15 protein-coding genes are annotated in these 14,838 nt (G+C 55.5%); 14 read left to right on the forward strand and 1 reads right to left on the reverse strand.

The annotated features are described in order from the left end of the window. Positions 1 to 21: 21 nt before the first annotated feature. On the reverse strand, positions 22 to 1,080 hold the full coding sequence (locus AC2TCY_RS10475) for a dipeptidase (RefSeq protein WP_480847311.1): 1,059 nt from the start codon (positions 1,078 to 1,080) through the stop codon (positions 22 to 24). A gap of 117 nt (positions 1,081 to 1,197) precedes the next feature. On the opposite strand from AC2TCY_RS10475, the gene AC2TCY_RS10480 reads away from it, so the two are divergent. The 14 genes from AC2TCY_RS10480 to AC2TCY_RS10545 all read left to right on the forward strand — a co-directional run bounded on the left by AC2TCY_RS10480 (position 1,198) and on the right by AC2TCY_RS10545 (position 14,717). Continuing rightward, positions 1,198 to 2,109 (forward strand): LysR family transcriptional regulator, encoded by a 912-nt coding sequence (locus tag AC2TCY_RS10480; protein ID WP_480847313.1) that lies wholly within the window; start codon positions 1,198 to 1,200, stop codon positions 2,107 to 2,109. 146 nt (positions 2,110 to 2,255) lie between these two features. Beyond that, the gene (locus AC2TCY_RS10485) at positions 2,256 to 4,550 is read left to right on the forward strand and encodes a bifunctional salicylyl-CoA 5-hydroxylase/oxidoreductase (protein WP_480847314.1); all 2,295 of its coding nucleotides are present in this window, start codon (positions 2,256 to 2,258) and stop codon (positions 4,548 to 4,550) included. Further along, on the forward strand, positions 4,547 to 5,278 hold the full coding sequence (locus AC2TCY_RS10490; protein WP_480847316.1) for an SDR family NAD(P)-dependent oxidoreductase: 732 nt from the start codon (positions 4,547 to 4,549) through the stop codon (positions 5,276 to 5,278). The genes AC2TCY_RS10485 and AC2TCY_RS10490 overlap by 4 nt, the downstream gene beginning before the upstream one ends. Further along, a complete protein-coding gene (locus tag AC2TCY_RS10495) occupies positions 5,275 to 5,742 on the forward strand; it encodes a MarR family winged helix-turn-helix transcriptional regulator (protein WP_480847317.1) in 468 nt (155 codons plus the stop codon). The genes AC2TCY_RS10490 and AC2TCY_RS10495 overlap by 4 nt, the downstream gene beginning before the upstream one ends. Continuing rightward, a complete protein-coding gene (locus AC2TCY_RS10500) occupies positions 5,732 to 6,532 on the forward strand; it encodes an enoyl-CoA hydratase family protein (protein WP_480847319.1) in 801 nt (266 codons plus the stop codon). Before AC2TCY_RS10495 ends, AC2TCY_RS10500 begins: the two co-directional genes overlap by 11 nt. Then, positions 6,532 to 7,683 (forward strand): acyl-CoA dehydrogenase family protein, encoded by a 1,152-nt coding sequence (locus AC2TCY_RS10505; RefSeq protein WP_480847320.1) that lies wholly within the window; start codon positions 6,532 to 6,534, stop codon positions 7,681 to 7,683. Before AC2TCY_RS10500 ends, AC2TCY_RS10505 begins: the two co-directional genes overlap by 1 nt. Continuing rightward, positions 7,683 to 9,314 (forward strand): AMP-binding protein, encoded by a 1,632-nt coding sequence (locus tag AC2TCY_RS10510; RefSeq protein ID WP_480847321.1) that lies wholly within the window; start codon positions 7,683 to 7,685, stop codon positions 9,312 to 9,314. The genes AC2TCY_RS10505 and AC2TCY_RS10510 overlap by 1 nt, the downstream gene beginning before the upstream one ends. 93 nt (positions 9,315 to 9,407) lie before the next feature. Further along, on the forward strand, positions 9,408 to 10,538 hold the full coding sequence (locus AC2TCY_RS10515; RefSeq protein WP_480847322.1) for an ABC transporter substrate-binding protein: 1,131 nt from the start codon (positions 9,408 to 9,410) through the stop codon (positions 10,536 to 10,538). Positions 10,539 to 10,589: 51 nt separating this feature from the next. Further along, positions 10,590 to 11,510: a branched-chain amino acid ABC transporter permease gene (locus AC2TCY_RS10520; protein ID WP_480847324.1), complete on the forward strand. Its 921-nt coding sequence runs from the start codon at positions 10,590 to 10,592 to the stop codon at positions 11,508 to 11,510. Further along, positions 11,507 to 12,493, forward strand: a complete 987-nt coding sequence (locus AC2TCY_RS10525; protein ID WP_480847326.1) for a branched-chain amino acid ABC transporter permease — start codon at positions 11,507 to 11,509, stop codon at positions 12,491 to 12,493. Before AC2TCY_RS10520 ends, AC2TCY_RS10525 begins: the two co-directional genes overlap by 4 nt. Beyond that, positions 12,486 to 13,235: an ABC transporter ATP-binding protein gene (locus AC2TCY_RS10530; protein WP_480847328.1), complete on the forward strand. Its 750-nt coding sequence runs from the start codon at positions 12,486 to 12,488 to the stop codon at positions 13,233 to 13,235. The genes AC2TCY_RS10525 and AC2TCY_RS10530 overlap by 8 nt, the downstream gene beginning before the upstream one ends. Next, positions 13,232 to 13,918: an ABC transporter ATP-binding protein gene (locus tag AC2TCY_RS10535; RefSeq protein WP_480847330.1), complete on the forward strand. Its 687-nt coding sequence runs from the start codon at positions 13,232 to 13,234 to the stop codon at positions 13,916 to 13,918. The genes AC2TCY_RS10530 and AC2TCY_RS10535 overlap by 4 nt, the downstream gene beginning before the upstream one ends. After that, complete coding sequence (locus tag AC2TCY_RS10540; protein ID WP_480847331.1) at positions 13,918 to 14,325, forward strand: acyl-CoA thioesterase; 408 nt, start codon at positions 13,918 to 13,920, stop codon at positions 14,323 to 14,325. Before AC2TCY_RS10535 ends, AC2TCY_RS10540 begins: the two co-directional genes overlap by 1 nt. Beyond that, a complete protein-coding gene (locus AC2TCY_RS10545; RefSeq protein ID WP_480847333.1) occupies positions 14,322 to 14,717 on the forward strand; it encodes a RidA family protein in 396 nt (131 codons plus the stop codon). Before AC2TCY_RS10540 ends, AC2TCY_RS10545 begins: the two co-directional genes overlap by 4 nt. Positions 14,718 to 14,838 lie beyond the last annotated feature (121 nt).

The raw sequence follows: 14,838 nt of genomic DNA on the forward strand, positions 1-14,838 counted from the left end.
CACTATGTCTTTCATTGGCGGTCACGATCCCCAGGTCTTTTCCAGAACACGCAACCAGTTTTTATGGCACAGCTTCTTTATGAGCTCTTCGCCATAGCCATGGCGCACCATGGCATCTCTTAGTCGGGGCAGCATTGAGATGTCGGTTACGTCGTCCGGCACCACGGCCCCGTCATAGTCCGACCCGAGGCCAACCCGGTCTTCGCCCAGTATTCCGATCAAGTGGTCAAGGTGCCGCAGAACCTGCGCCAACGGCACATCGGATAGCATCCGCCCGTCTTGACGCAGAAATGCAGCGGCGAAGTTCAGGCCCACCATCCCGTCGCTTTCTGCAATCGTTCGCAATTGATCATCGGTCAAATTGCGCGCGTGCGGGCAAATGGCATGCGCGTTTGAGTGGGTGGCCACCAGTGGTGCATCCGAATAACGCGCGACATCCCAGAACCCTTTTTCATTGAGGTGGGACAAGTCCAACATGATGCCAAGCGCGTTGCAGCGGCGCACCAATCTCAAACCATGGTCAGTCAACCCCTCGCCAGTGTCAGGTTCCGACGGGTACCTGAAGGGAACGCCATGGCCAAATATGTTTGGCCTGCTCCAGACCGGTCCGATGGACCGCAGCCCCGCTGCGTAAAACACATCAAGTGCGTGCAGATCGGTGTCGATGGCTTCGGCGCCTTCGATATGAAAAATTGCGGCTATTTGGTTTTGCGCCATGCAATCGCGAATATCTTTCGCCGTTCGGACCACACGCAGGCCGTTCAGACGCTCCAGCTCGAACAAAATGGCTGCCTGGCTCAATGCAGCAGGCAAGGCGTCTTCAGCTTCGATCTGATCCGGCAACGGCAGGTCGTATTCTGGGCGGACCATTTCTTCCATCTTTGCATCCGCATCCATCGGGGACGGAACCCAGACAGCAAAAAAACCACCACCGAACCCGCCGGCGCGGGCCTTTGGCAGGTCGATGGCACCGCTGCGACCCGACAGGAACTGCGTTGCTTCAGGCAAACCGCCAGCCTTGGCAAGTTTTGACAGAACATCGTTGTGCCCATCAAAGATCAGGGGGAAGGAATTCGCCATCGTGTCGCTTTTTCAAGTCTCAATTCGACACACGCTAGCAGACAAGATCTCATTGTTGATATTTAAAACGATGAGTTTTACTCATTGAACTAGTCGTTTTCATGAGGCCGCGCAGCAATGGGAAAGCCCCGAAGTTGGCATTCGTTACCCGAGTACCAGGCGCTTCGTGCGCTCATGCAGGCCGGTACGACAGCTGCAGCAGCGCGGCAGCTCGGGTTGTCGCAATCTGCAATCAGCCGATCGATCGGTAGCCTCGAGTCACGTTTGGGAAAAACTCTGTTCGAACGTGACGCAGGCAGGTTACGTCCCACACAAGAGGCCGTTCGTCTGAATCTCCGCCTGGATCCGCTGTTCGAGGCATTGGATCGGATTGATGGCCCAAGCGAGACTGTGCAGGAAACCCTTCGGCTCGTCGCCCCGCCCAGCTATGCCCACCGTTACCTCGTTTCTCTTATTGCCAGCTTCCTAAGGAGTAATCCGGGTTTTTTTGTTAATCTGGAAGTAACGACGTCGGAAATGGTAACACTTGGTGTTCTGGAAAACCGTTTTGATCTCGCTGTAACTGGTATCGAGCAAAGCCGTGCAGGAATTAAGCTTATTCCATTCCGCGCGTCGCCCGCGGTTTGCGTAATGCGCCCTGAACATGAGCTTTCGCAGCGCGACTCACTCACACCATCGGATTTGCATCAACAGGACCTGATTGCCTTGACTTATCGGCATGGTCGGCGCGGGCAGTTGGACCGTCTGTTGCATCAAGCCCGTTCTGAGCCAAGGATTGTCGCCGAAGTTTCGACCTCTTTCGCGGCGGCGGACATGGCGCGTGAAGGTCTGGGCCTAGCCGTCATTAACCCGTTTCCGGTCTACATGTACCGCGCGCCCGATTTGTCTTTTGTGCGGTTCGATTCACCTTTGCGGTATCGCGGGCATTTCGTCGTGTCAGACCAGCGACCGATACCAAGGATCGCACGGGCATTCATGCGGCATCTTCGCCTGAATACCCCACCCGATCCATTCTCAGAGCGAGGCTAACACTGCTTCGAGCCAGGTCCTTCTACCAGAGAACTTGAAGGATCGCCTCTTGCTTAAAAGCTTTAAGCTCAAAATATTTTAACTTGAAGCGTTGCCCGACTCGCTCTACCGTTCCTGTCATCGACACTGATAGGAGAACGCCAGCAATGCGCATTGCATGTCTCGGTGGTGGCCCAGCCGGTCTCTATTTTGGGATCTCGATGAAGCTTCGCGATCCGAACGCAGAGGTTGTTGTGTTCGAGCGAAACCGCTCGGATGACACGTTTGGTTGGGGTGTCGTACTGTCGGATGAAACGCTGGATAACCTGGAGCAGAACGATCCGGTCAGTGCTGAATCCATCCGCAGCCACTTTGCGTATTGGGATGATGTGGCGCTTGTTCACAAAGGGCAAAGAACGGTTTCTAGCGGGCATGGATTCTGCGGCATCGGACGCAAGCAACTTCTGCTGATTTTGCAAAAGCGAGCGCGCCAGCTGGGTGTGGACGTGCGCTTTGAAACCGAAGTCGAGACAGCTTCCGCGTATATGGACGACTTCGACATTGTAATCGGTGCGGACGGCTTGAACTCAAAAACGCGGATGGAGTTTGCTGAGGTTTTCAAACCCGATATTGATCAGCGACTGTGCCAGTTCGTATGGCTGGGAACGCATCAGAAGTTCGACGATGCATTTACCTTTATCTTTGAAAACACGGATAAAGGCTGGGTTTGGGCGCATGCCTATCAGTTTGACCCGGACACGGCGACTTTCATCGTCGAGTGTACACAGGAAACATTTGACGCCTACGGATTTGGTGAAATGGACCAGCAGGAGTCAATTGCCGTATGCGAAGAGATATTCAAAGAGCATCTGGGCGGGCACAACCTGATGACCAATGCAAACCATATCCGTGGTTCGGCATGGCTGAGGTTCCCACGCGTTTTGTGTGAAAAATGGAGCTACAAGAACGTAGTTCTTCTGGGCGACGCAGCCGCGACCGCTCATTTTTCAATCGGATCGGGTAGCAAGCTGGCGATGGAAAGTGCAATTGCACTGGCCGACTACATCGTTGGAGAGGATACGCTCGAGGCGGCTTTCTCCCGGTATGAAGACGAACGCCGTCTGGAAGTCTTGCGGTTGCAATCGGCTGCCCGCAACTCCTTGGAGTGGTTCGAGGATGTAGAGCGTTATCTGGATCTCGATCCGGTTCAGCTGAATTACTCCATGCTGACGCGGTCTCAGCGAATTAGCCACGAGAACCTGCGTGAACGGGACGCCGATTGGCTGGGAAGCGCCGAGTCATGGTTCATGGAGCAAGCAGGGGAGTGTGTGAATAGCCCCGCCCGCGCGCCGATGTTCGCACCTTTCCGCTTGCGCAACATGCGCCTGAAGAATCGGATCGTCGTTTCGCCCATGGCGCAGTATAAGGCGGTCGACGGCTGTCCGACGGATTGGCACCTGATCCACTACGGGGAACGCGCCAAAGGTGGTGCCGGCCTGATCTATACCGAAATGACCTGTGTCTCGGCTGCCGGGCGTATCACGCCGGGGTGTCCTGGGCTGTACGCCCCCGAACATGAGGCCGCGTGGCGGCGCCTGACAAAATTCGTGCATTCGGAAACGGACGCGAAAATCTGTTGTCAAATTGGCCATTCCGGTCGCAAAGGTTCCACCCAGATTGGTTGGGAGGGTATGGATCAGCCCTTGAGTTCGGGCAACTGGCCCCTGCTGTCTGCTTCTGCAATCCCATGGTCTGATAACAATGCAGTTCCCAAAGCGATGGATCGAGGGGACATGGACGCTGTGAAGGCCGAGTTTGTCGCCGCGGCAGAGATGGCCAACCGCGCGGGTTTTGACATGATCGAACTGCACGCGGCTCATGGCTATCTGATCTCATCTTTCATCTCGCCACTGTCGAACAAGCGCGATGACGAGTACGGTGGCAAACTGGAAAACCGCATGCGTTATCCGCTGGAGGTATTTTCAGCGATGCGTGCTGTCTGGCCGGAAGAGAAACCGATGGCCGTGCGCATTTCGGCCAACGACTGGGCTGGTGAAGACGGAGTGACAGCAGAAGAGGCCGTTGAAATTGCGGCAATGTTTGAGGCGGCAGGCGCAGACATTCTGGATGTATCCGCCGGCCAGACGTCGGCGCAGGCCAAACCCGTTTATGGCCGTATGTTCCAGACGCCGTTTTCCGACCGTATCCGAAATGAGCGCGGCATCAAGACAATGGCAGTCGGCAATATTTACGAGCCTGACCACGTGAATTCGATCCTGATGGCGGGCCGTGCCGATCTGGTCTGTCTGGCCCGTCCACATCTTAGCGATCCCTATTGGACCTTGCATGCAGCCACGGCGATTGGAGATCGGCAGGAGCAATGGCCTAAACCTTATGAAGCAGGTCGTGATCAGACCTGGCGACTTGCAGACCGAGAAGCAGAGATGGTGGGCAAGGTATGAACCATGTTGTGATCTCTGGCGGTGGAACGGGTGTCGGGGCCGACATCGCGCAGAGCTTTGCCAGGCAAGGATCCGAGGTCACGATATTGGGGCGGACCGAAGCCACGTTACAGGCTCAGGCTCTGCACTATCAAATCTGTGACGTAACCGATGCAACTCAGGTTAAATCTGCTTTCGATGCGGCACGTGCCGAACGAGGGCCATTCTCAGCGGTGATTGCGAATGCGGGTGCTGCAACCTCGGTTCCGTTTCAGAAAATGACATCAGATGACCTGCGCGCGATGACCGAGGTAAACCTCGTAGGTGTATTCAATGTTTGGCAAGCCGGATTGCAGGATATGCTGGCCGCAGGCAAGGGGCGACTGGTGGCCATTGCATCAACAGCCGGGCTGAAGGGCTATCCATATGTTTCCGGCTATTGTGCTGCAAAGCACGGGGTTGTCGGCCTCACTCGATCCCTTGCGATCGAGCTGGCAAAAACGGGTGTAACCGTAAACGCGGTCTGCCCTGGGTTCATTGAAACACCTATGCTGGAACGGTCGATCGAAACTATCGTTGAGAAAACAGGAAAGAGTTCGGAACAGGCGGCCGCATTGCTCTATCAAGGCAACCCGCAACGTCGCTTTATCCAGACCGATGAGGTAACAAGCGCAGTGATGTGGTTGTGCTCTGACGCAGCAAAATCAGTGAATGGGCATACGCTCAGCCTTTCAGGGGGTGAGATATGAACCAAAATCTCGCTCAATTGCCGCTGGAAGATTCCTCGAAAGAAAGGCTGCGTCTGTGGCTGCGTTTGCTCAAGACCACACGGTTCATAGAAGCAACATTACGAGAGAATTTTCGCGATCAGTTCAATACGACCCTGCCCAGATTTGATGTCATGGCAGCGCTTTCACGCTTTGAAGACGGATTGAAGATGAGCGAAATCTCGGGCGTGCTGCGGGTATCGAATGGCAATGTCACCGGTATCGTGGACCGTCTTGCGGAAGACGGATTATTGGTTCGGATGTCGGTGCCTGGTGATCGGCGCGCGCATCGAGTGTTGATGACCCAGAAGGGGCGCGAGGAGTTTGCCCGCCAGGCCGACGCTCATGAGGCGTGGATCAATGAACTGTTGGGTCAATTTTCCGCTGAAGAGGCCCGCGCGATTACCACAGAATTCAGCATGCCAGAGGTTTCCGATGCGAAGTGACGTCAAACATTTTCAGTGCGAGGTTAACGCGCGTGTCGCGACCGTCAGGCTCGATCGGCCCGATCGCAAGAACCCCTTGACGTTCGAGAGCTATGCCGAACTGCGCGATTGGTTTCGGGATCTGGTCTATGCGGATGATGTGGATGCGGTTGTGTTCGCGTCGAACGGTGGCAACTTCAGCTCGGGGGGTGATGTGCATGATATTATCGGCCCGCTGACGCGCATGACCATGAAGGACTTGCTGGCGTTCACACGAATGACCGGAGATCTGGTCAAGGCGATTGTAAACTGTGGCAAGCCGGTGATTGCCGCTGTGGACGGTATTTGTGTTGGGGCAGGGGCGATCATAGCGATGGCCTCGGACCTGCGCATTGCGACGCCCGAAGCGAAATGTGCGTTTCTCTTTACGCGTGTCGGGTTGGCCGGGTGCGACATGGGGGCTTGTGCGATCCTTCCTAGGATCATCGGGCAGGGGCGCGCGGCTGAGTTGCTTTACACTGGCAGGTCGATGAGCGCCGAAGAGGGCGCCGCTTGGGGCTTCTACAACCGGATTGTTGGTGCCGACCAGTTGGATGCAGAAGTGCAGCAAATGGCCAACCGTATCGCAGCGGGGCCAAATTTTGCACATATGATGACCAAGACAATGTTGGCGCAGGAATGGTCAATGTCGATCGAACAGGCGATCGAGGCCGAAGCGCAGGCACAGGCCATCTGTATGCAGACAGGCGATTTTGAGCGGGCTTACAAAGCCTTCGTCGCCAAGGATAAACCGGTATTCGAGGGCGACTGATGGCGGATAAAACTTTCCTTTCCTGGCCGTTTTTCGAAGACCGCCACCGCGATTGGGCCAGACGGGTTGAAGAGGTGGCGCAAGGGCTCGCAATTGATCATGCGGATACAGATGCTGCATGCCGCACGCTGGTTAAGGAATTGGGCGCCGCAGGGGTCTTGCAGCCAACGGCAAGTGAAAACGGCGCTCTTGATGTGCGAACGCTTTGCTTGTCTCGCGAGATTCTGGCACGGCATGACGGTTTGGCCGATTTCTCGTTTGCGATGCAGGGATTGGGAACGGGTGCGCTTTCCTTGTTTGGAACCGACGAACAAAAGTCTGCGTGGCTGTCGCTAACGCGCAGTGGTCAGGCAATTTCGGCGTTTGCTCTGACCGAACCGCAATCGGGATCGGATGTGGCGAATTCCACCATGACAGCCACACGCGATGGCGATCAGTTCGTTCTGAGCGGCAAGAAGACCTGGATATCAAATGGCGGAATTGCAGATATCTACACACTCTTCGCCCGCACCGGAGAGGCGCCGGGAGCAAAAGGACTTTCAGCGTTCGTTGCAACACCCGATCTTCCCGGCTTCAATATTGTCGAGCGGCTGGACACCATCGCACCGCACCCACTTGCAACGCTGCACTTTGATGACGTTCGTATTCCGGCCTCGGCAATGATCGGGCCGCCTGGGGCTGGGTTCAAAATTGCCATGTCGGTGCTGGATGTATTTCGGTCCACGGTCGCTGCGGCGGCCCTTGGGTTTGCACGTCGCGCGTTGGACGAAGCGCTTGCACGCGTCACTGATCGGCATGTTCAGGGCGCACCGCTATTCGATTTGCAAATGGTGCAGGGCCATATCGCTGAAATGGCACTGGATATCGACGCAAGTGCCTTGCTGGTCTACCGAGCAGCGTGGACGAAAGACAGTGGTGCCACCCGCGTTTCACGCGAGGCTGCGATGGCCAAACTGTTCTCGACCGATCAGGCGCAAAAGGTCATCGACACAGCGGTTCAGCTGTTTGGAGGCGACGGGGTGCGGTCTGGCACTGCCGTTGAAACGCTTTATCGCGAGATCCGCGCGCTTCGCATCTACGAGGGCGCGTCCGACGTGCAAAAGGTCATCATTGCGCGACAGGCTATGATGGCACATCAGGGAGGTTCGTAGTGCTCAGCCAATCAGCTCATATAGACACGTTTGCGCGTGACCATCTGCCCCCGTTCGACCAATGGCCGGATTTCCTGCTTGAGGGATTTGAATATCCGGAAATCCTGAACGCGGGCTACGAGCTTACGGATGCGATGGTCGAGAAAGGATTTGGGGACAACACAGCGCTGATTGGTAATGGACGCCAGCGTACCTACAAAGAGCTTACCGATTGGACAAACCGTCTGGCCCATGTGTTAGTCGAGGATCTTAGGGTCCAGCCCGGCAACCGTGTTCTGATCCGTTCCGCCAACAACCCGGCCATGGTCGCGTGCTGGCTGGCCGCGACAAAGGTCGGCGCGGTTGTAGTCAACACGATGCCGATGTTGCGGGCTGGTGAACTGAGCCAGTACATCGATAAGGCTGAAATCCAGTTTGCCCTTTGCGATACACGCCTGATGGAAGAAATGGAGCTTTGTGCAAAGGACAGCCAGTTTTTGACGAAGGTGATCGGTTTCGATGGCACCTCTAATCATGAGGCGGAACTGGATCGGTTGGCGCTTGAAAAACCGGTGAAGTTCGATTGCGTGCAAACCGGGCGCGATGACGTTGCGCTTTTGGGATTCACTTCTGGTTCTACCGGTGAGCCCAAGGCGACTATGCACTTTCACCGCGACCTGCTGATCATCGCCGACGGATATGCGCGCGAAGTTTTGGGGGTGACGCCGGATGATGTTTTTGTCGGATCTCCCCCCCTTGCGTTTACATTCGGCCTTGGAGGACTCGCGGTATTTCCGCTGCGGTTTGGTGCGACGGCGACTTTACTGGAACAGGCGTCGCCTCCGGGCATGATCGAGATCATCGAGAAGTATAGGGCTACGGTCTGCTTTACGGCTCCGACGGCGTACCGCGTGATGCTGCAGGCAATGGAAAAAGGCGCTGATTTGTCCAGCCTGCGCGCCGCGGTTTCAGCCGGAGAGACTTTGCCTAAACCGATCTACGATGATTGGATTGAGCAGACGGGCAAACCGATGCTCGACGGAATTGGCGCGACCGAATTGCTCCATATCTTTATCTCAAACAGGTTTGATGATCACAGGCCTGCCAGCACCGGTAAGCCGGTAACAGGTTACGAGGCAATGGTGCTGCGAGAAGATGGGTCTGAGGCAGATATCGACGAAGTCGGCAGATTGGTTGTCCGAGGGCCTACGGGTTGTCGGTATCTGAACGACGAACGTCAGGCAGACTATGTGACGGATGGATGGAATATTACCGGCGACAGTTTTTGCAAAGACGCCGACGGCCGTTTTCATTTTGCCGCACGCAATGACGATATGATCCTCTCCTCAGGCTACAACATAGCCGGGCCAGAGGTTGAAGCGGCGCTACTATCTCATGAGGCCGTGGCCGAATGTGCCGTAATCGGAGCGCCGGACGAAGAACGAGGGAACATCGTCGAGGCGCATGTGGTTCTGACCGAACAGGCCGAAGCTTCTGATGAGATCGTCAAAGCGCTTCAGGACCATGTCAAATCTGTCATCGCTCCTTACAAGTATCCGCGCTCTGTCCGGTTCTGCAGAAGTCTTCCTAAAACTCAGACAGGGAAAGTGCAACGGTTCAAGCTGAGATCCACGATAGAAGGTTCGCAATGAAGTTTCGAATAACCGTCCGAAATCGAGTCTGAAACGGGTGTTCAGAACGCCTGAGTTTTGTATGAAGTAATAAGACCAACAAGGGAGAAACAAATGAAAAAATTTCTATTGGCCGCTGCTGCATCGGCCCTTTGCGCAACAGGCGCACTGGCTGAGGTCAAAGTAGGGATGATCACGACTTTGTCCGGCGGGGGTGCGGGTCTTGGGATCGACGTCCGTGATGGATTCATGCTGGCGATCGCACAATCTGGTCGTGACGACATCGAAGTCGTGATCGAAGACGATCAGCGCAAACCAGACATCGCGGTGCAGCTTTCCGACAAAATGATCCAGTCTGAACGCGTCGACGTGATGACAGGGATCATCTGGTCCAACCTCGCGATGGCGGTTGTCCCTGCTGCCGTAAACCAGAATGTCTTCTACCTGTCTCCCAATGCCGGTCCTTCTCCACTTGCGGGTAAGGGCTGCCACCAGAACTATTTCAACGTCGCATGGCAGAACGACAATTTGCACGAAGCGGCAGGGGCTTATGCCAACGATGCGGGTTACAAAAAAACCTTCATCATGGCGCCTAATTATCCCGCAGGAACCGACGCGCTGACTGGATATAAACGGTTTTTCAAAGGTGACCTGGCTGGTGAAGTGTATACCAAGCTTGGTCAGACAGACTATGCAGCAGAGATTGCGCAGATACGGGCGAGCGATGCAGACAGCGTCTTTTTCTTCCTGCCCGGCGGCATGGGGATCTCGTTCCTCAAGCAATACGCTGACAGCGGCGTCGACCTTCCTGTTGTTGGGCCTGCCTTCAGCTTTGATCAGGGAATCCTTCAAGCCGTTGGTGATGCAGCGCTTGGTGTTGTGAACACGTCGCAGTGGAACAAGGATATCGAAAATCCAACCAATGCAGCCTTTGTCGAAAGCTTCCAGGCGGAATACGGCCGCTTGCCATCGCTTTATGCAAGCCAAGGGTTTGACACCGCAAACCTGCTGTTGTCTGCACTTGAGAAAGCAGAACCTTCGGATGCTGATGCATTCCGAGTTGCACTGCGAGCTGCTGACTTCGACAGCACACGCGGGGACTTCGCCTTCGGTCCGAACCACCACCCGGTTCAAACAATCTATGCACGTGAGGTGATCAAGGAAGGCGATGTCTTCACCAACAAGATCATCGGCGCAGCGCTGGAAAGCCACTCGGACGCCTACGCGGCCGATTGCAAAATGTGATCGATCCCTGCCTGCCTTCTCGCTGAAGGCAGGCAGATACCCGGAGTTTCCATGTCCTCGATCCTGATTATCGAGCAGATCCTCAACGGACTGCAGTTTGGCGTTATGCTCTTTTTGATGGCTGCGGGCCTGACGCTGATCTTCGGCGTTATGGGTCTGATCAATCTGGCCCATGGCTCGCTATACATGGTCGGAGCCTTCGCTGCGGCTGCTGTTGCAGGTGCGACAGGTTCATTCGTTCTGGGCCTCATAGCGGCGCTTTCCGCTGCAGCACTAGCGGGCGCGATTATCGAAATGGCCGTCATTCGGCGGCTGTATGACGCCGCGCATCTGGATCAGGTCTTGGCCACCTTTGCGCTGATCTTGATATTTTCAGAGGGTACGCGTTGGGTTTTTGGCTCCTTCCCGCTGTTTCTGAATATACCGGAGGCGCTGTCCGGTCCCGTGACATTGCCCGGCGGAATTGAATATCCGCTGTATCGCCTGACCCTTATCATGATCGGGATGGCGGTTGCAGGCGGGCTTTGGTTGCTCATTGAACGTACCCGCATTGGTATTCAGATACGCGCTGGCGAAAATGATCGGGAGATGATCGCCGCATTAGGTGTCGATATCTCTAAGCTCTACACTCTGGTCTTTGCTCTTGGTGCAGCCCTCGCCGGTCTGGCTGGTGCACTGGTGGGCGCAATTCAGTCGGTTCAGGTCGGTATGGGTGAGCCGGTGCTCATTCTGGCCTTTGTCGTCATCGTCATTGGCGGTATCGGGTCGATCCGGGGGGCATTTATCGGGGCCCTTCTGGTCGGGCTTACTGATACATTGGGCGGCGTGTTTCTGCCTGAATTGTTCAAACTGTTCATGGATACGGGCGCAGCGCAGAAAAGTGGCTCGGCGATTGCATCGATGGGAATTTACATACTGATGGGTCTGGTGCTGATCTGGCGTCCCACCGGTTTGTTCGGAGCACGCGCATGAGGCTTGATGAACGATATATCAACACCCTCGTGCTGATCGGGCTGTTGGCACTGCCGCTTTGGGCCTTGGCAATGGACGAGCCGTTTACGATCACTCTGGTGACGCGAGCGGTGATCCTTGCTCTGGCAGCGGTCGGATTGAACCTCGTTCTGGGCATCGGTGGGATGGTCAGCTTTGGCCACGCCGTTTTCTTTGGGGTGGGTGGCTATTCCATGGGCGTCCTTGCCTACCATGCGCAGACCTACACCGCGCTGGATCTTGGGTTCTTCGAGACGGGTGGCACCAACTCAATGCCCGTCATCTGGATTGTTGCGATGATCCTGTCGGCGATTGTTGCGTTCTTTATCGGCCTTCTGTCCCTGCGAACATCCGGGGTCTACTTCATCATGATTACGCTCGCCTTTGGGCAGATGTTCTATTATTTCGCGATCTCCTGGGCGCAGTACGGGGGCGAAGACGGGCTTTCGATCTATGTTCGCAACGGCTTCCCGGGTTTAAATACGCTGGTTCCGATCCAGTTCTTCGGCATCTGTTTTGTCCTGTTATGCATCGTGCTCTTTTTCTTCGCGCGGCTTCAGGCGTCACCCTTTGGCCTGGCACTGAATGCAGCCCGTCAGACCAATGCGCGGGTTGAGACTGTTGGGTTGAACCCGATGCGCCTGAAGCTGCTGGCTTTTGTGATCTCTGGCGCGATAACCGGGCTGGCGGGGGCGTTGTTTGCCGATCTGAACCGCTTTGTGTCACCCACGATGTTCAGCTGGCAATTGTCCGGGGAACTGATCGTTCTGATTATCATCGGCGGGGTCGGTCGTCTAATGGGGCCGGTCATCGGCGCCTGTGTTTTTGTTGCGCTTGAACATTTTCTTGGTGAGCTTACCGAGTTCTGGCATGTCTATTTGGGCATCATTCTTCTTTGCATAGTTTTGTTTGGGCGCGGAGGATTGACCGGCCTGCTGACCGGCAAGGAGGGCGCGCATGTCTGAGCCGATCCTTGCAACCCATGGCCTGAACAAGAGCTTCGGGGCACTCAAGGCAACGAACGATGTGTCGATTGACCTGAAGGCCAAAGAAATCCACGCGATAATCGGGCCTAATGGGGCGGGTAAATCAACGCTAATCAAGCAGATTTGCGGTGGAATCAAACCGGATTCCGGGCGCGTCATGTTTTGCGGGCAGGATGTGTCCAACAAGACAACGCAGTCGCGCGCGCGGGCAGGTTTGGGTCGGACATTCCAGATTTCTGACTTATGCATGGAAGATACCGTTTTGGAAAATGTCGTTCTGGGCGCGATGGGTTCCGAAGGCTCGGCCTGGCGGTTTTGGCGCGGTGCTCTGAAAACAAAAGCCCTTTGCGAAAAAGCCGAAGCAGCCTTGACCCGCGTCGGCCTTGTTGACGAGCGCGAGACGCGTTGTGCCAACCTCAGCCATGGGCAGCGGCGGCAGCTGGAAGTTGCGGTTGCGCTGACGCTTTCACCGCGTGCTTTCATCATGGACGAACCGATGGCGGGGTTGGGCGCTGAAGGTTCCAAACGTTTGACCGGTTTTCTGGATGGTTTGCGTGAGGAAGCTCCGATCCTGCTGGTAGAACATGACATGGACGCGGTCTTCGCCCTGGCGGATCGGATCAGCGTGTTGGTCTATGGCAAAGTCATAGCCACCGGGACAGCCGATGAGATACGCAGCAGCCGCGAGGTGCGCGAAGCCTATCTGGGGGATGAGGCATGAGCTTTCTGACCGTCCAGAACCTCACAGCCACATATGGTGTAAGCCAGGCTTTGTTCGGTGTTGACCTGACTATGGCCGAGGGCGAGGTGACAGCCCTGATGGGGCGCAATGGAATGGGAAAAACAACCACCGTCAAAGCGATCTGCCAAATGATCAGGTCCAAAGGGACACTTACCCTGGATGGGCAGAATTTGCATGACTTTCCCAGTCACAAGGTCGCCCGCAAAGGGGTTGGCCTTGTTCCCGAGGGGCGCCGTTGTTTTGCCGATTTGACCGTGCGCGAAAATCTGATTGCCGCGGCTCGGCCCGGAGACTGGACCATGACCAAAGTGACGGAGCTGTTCCCAAGGCTGGGTGAGCGGGAAGGTCAGCGCGCTGTGTCTCTTTCCGGCGGCGAACAGCAGATGCTTGCAATTGGTCGTGCGCTGATGACCAACCCACGCCTGCTGATACTTGATGAGGCGACCGAGGGCCTTGCCCCTATCATACGGCAAGAGATCTGGGCCGCACTGCGCCGCCTAAAGCAGGAAACCAGCGTTGCGATCCTGCTAATCGACAAATCTCTCAGGGAGCTGGCATCAGTTTCGGACAAAGCCGTTATTCTGGAGCGCGGTAAGACAGTTTGGTCTGGCGATATGGCTGGTCTTACCCCCGAAATCTCCGAAAAGTATGTGGGGGTCTGATGACATTTGAGTTCCACCAGAAAGTACTGTTCAAGCACTGCGATCCTGCCGGGATCGTTTTCTATCCACGATATTTTGAGATGATGAACGATTGCGTCGAAGCATTTTTCGACGAAGTGCTGAATTCGCCGTTTGAGCAGATGCATCAGCACGGTGGAGTACCAACGGCCCAGATCGAAACCCGGTTTTCTGCGCCCAGCAGACACGGTGATCAACTGTTCCTGCGGCTTATCATAACGAAGATAGGCCGCAGTTCTGCCGGCTACACTATGACTGCACATTGCGGAGATGAACTGCGCTTTACGACGACGGCTACGCTTGTGCATGTCGCCACAAACGGTCGTTCGTTGGCGTGGCCGGAAACACTTCGCACCAGATTAACCGCATTCAAGGACCAAGCGTCATGAGCCATCAAACGATCCATCCAAGTGGCTGGCTGCCCGCTAAAGGCTATGCCAACGGCGTCCTGACCAAGGACGGAACTTTGCATATCGGCGGCCAGATCGGCTGGGATGCCAACAAGAAGTTTGTCGAAGGCGGGTTTATCGAACAGATGAAGCAAGCGCTTTGCAACATCGCGGCTATTGTCGAAGAAGCAGGTGGGCAAGTGAGCGACGTGACCCGGCTGACCTGGTTCGTGACTGACAAAAACGAATATCTCGCACGGCAGGCCGAAGTTGGTGCAGCTTACCGTGAGGTGTTCGGCAGGCACTTCCCAGCCATGTCGATGATTATCGTTGCTGGGTTGGTAGAAGATGAAGCATTGGTCGAGATTGAAGCAACGGCGCATCTGACATAACCAGGCCGGTTGCGTGAGTTTACGAAGCGAAATTGGTAACCCTGATGTCGGCGTCGGAACTTATGCGACCCGATCCAAATTGCTGTAAACTGGCTGGAAAGCAAAGTAACTCAACTTTTTA

Source organism: Ruegeria sp. HKCCD7181 (genome assembly GCF_057221055.1).

Bases quoted from the DNA above. Each gene is read 5' to 3' on its own strand.
- AC2TCY_RS10480 (WP_480847313.1), top strand. From the start codon at position 1,198: ATGGGAAAGCCCCGAAGTTGGCATTCGTTACCCGAGTACCAGGCGCTT.
- AC2TCY_RS10500 (WP_480847319.1), top strand. From the start codon at position 5,732: ATGCGAAGTGACGTCAAACATTTTCAGTGCGAGGTTAACGCGCGTGTC.
- AC2TCY_RS10535 (WP_480847330.1), top strand. From the start codon at position 13,232: ATGAGCTTTCTGACCGTCCAGAACCTCACAGCCACATATGGTGTAAGC.
- AC2TCY_RS10495 (WP_480847317.1), top strand. From the start codon at position 5,275: ATGAACCAAAATCTCGCTCAATTGCCGCTGGAAGATTCCTCGAAAGAA.
- AC2TCY_RS10545 (WP_480847333.1), top strand. From the start codon at position 14,322: ATGAGCCATCAAACGATCCATCCAAGTGGCTGGCTGCCCGCTAAAGGC.
- AC2TCY_RS10520 (WP_480847324.1), top strand. From the start codon at position 10,590: ATGTCCTCGATCCTGATTATCGAGCAGATCCTCAACGGACTGCAGTTT.
- AC2TCY_RS10525 (WP_480847326.1), top strand. From the start codon at position 11,507: ATGAGGCTTGATGAACGATATATCAACACCCTCGTGCTGATCGGGCTG.
- AC2TCY_RS10485 (WP_480847314.1), top strand. From the start codon at position 2,256: ATGCGCATTGCATGTCTCGGTGGTGGCCCAGCCGGTCTCTATTTTGGG.
- AC2TCY_RS10505 (WP_480847320.1), top strand. From the start codon at position 6,532: ATGGCGGATAAAACTTTCCTTTCCTGGCCGTTTTTCGAAGACCGCCAC.
- AC2TCY_RS10490 (WP_480847316.1), top strand. From the start codon at position 4,547: ATGAACCATGTTGTGATCTCTGGCGGTGGAACGGGTGTCGGGGCCGAC.
- AC2TCY_RS10530 (WP_480847328.1), top strand. From the start codon at position 12,486: ATGTCTGAGCCGATCCTTGCAACCCATGGCCTGAACAAGAGCTTCGGG.
- AC2TCY_RS10515 (WP_480847322.1), top strand. From the start codon at position 9,408: ATGAAAAAATTTCTATTGGCCGCTGCTGCATCGGCCCTTTGCGCAACA.
- AC2TCY_RS10475 (WP_480847311.1), bottom strand. From the start codon at position 1,080: ATGGCGAATTCCTTCCCCCTGATCTTTGATGGGCACAACGATGTTCTG.
- AC2TCY_RS10540 (WP_480847331.1), top strand. From the start codon at position 13,918: ATGACATTTGAGTTCCACCAGAAAGTACTGTTCAAGCACTGCGATCCT.